The following is a 609-nucleotide window of genomic DNA, read 5'->3' as shown; positions in this document are numbered from 1 at the left end:
CTATTGACACTAGCATCATAATTGCGATGGTGCTAGCCAAGTTAGTTTCATCAAGGGTCGTCAATTCGTAGGACGAACCCGCGTTTATGCGTACGGCCAAAGCCCGGCATCCAAGCGTATAGAAGCTTGGTCGCGACCCGGCTGGCCCGTCCCGACAGCAGCCAGCGCAAGCTCGCCATGATCGCCACCGGCGAGCTGGTCGAGAACAATGGTCGGCTGCTCGCCTACGCCGCGCCCTGGTTCGCCGGCACGCCGGCGATCCGGAGCGTTTCGTGTCGCAGTTGCTGGCCAAACTGCATGCCGCTGACCAGCTGGATGCGCCAGAAGCCGATCGAGCCGATCATCCCTCGCCGTGGGACCCCGCACAGCTCCGGCCTGGGCATACATCGATGGGTGGTCGAACAGACCATCGCCCTGCTGCACTGGTTTCGCCGATTACGCATCCGCTGGGAGATCCGCGACGACATCCACGAAGCCTTCATGATCCTGGCCTCCGCCATCATCTGCTGACGCCGCCTCAACCACTGATCTCATTCTGTTAGTAGTTCTAAGACGGTGACTCATTTGGAGAATCGGCGGTAGCAAATGAGGGCCGCGGCGATGGCCACG

The 609-nt window shown here is 60.8% G+C and carries 1 pseudogene; it reads left to right on the top strand.

What is annotated here, in order from left to right:
• Window positions 1-354: 354 nt before the first annotated feature.
• A pseudogene (locus ABD810_RS41090) lies at window positions 355-510 on the top strand (IS5/IS1182 family transposase); the annotation flags it as partial.
• Between the last annotated feature and the right edge of the window lie 99 nt (window positions 511-609).

Origin of the sequence: Sphaerisporangium flaviroseum (genome assembly GCF_039537005.1) — a bacterium.
Lineage (GTDB): Bacteria > Actinomycetota > Actinomycetes > Streptosporangiales > Streptosporangiaceae > Sphaerisporangium > Sphaerisporangium flaviroseum.
Note: the sequence above shows the minus strand (reverse complement) of the source record. Positions and strands in the feature narration are given on the sequence as shown.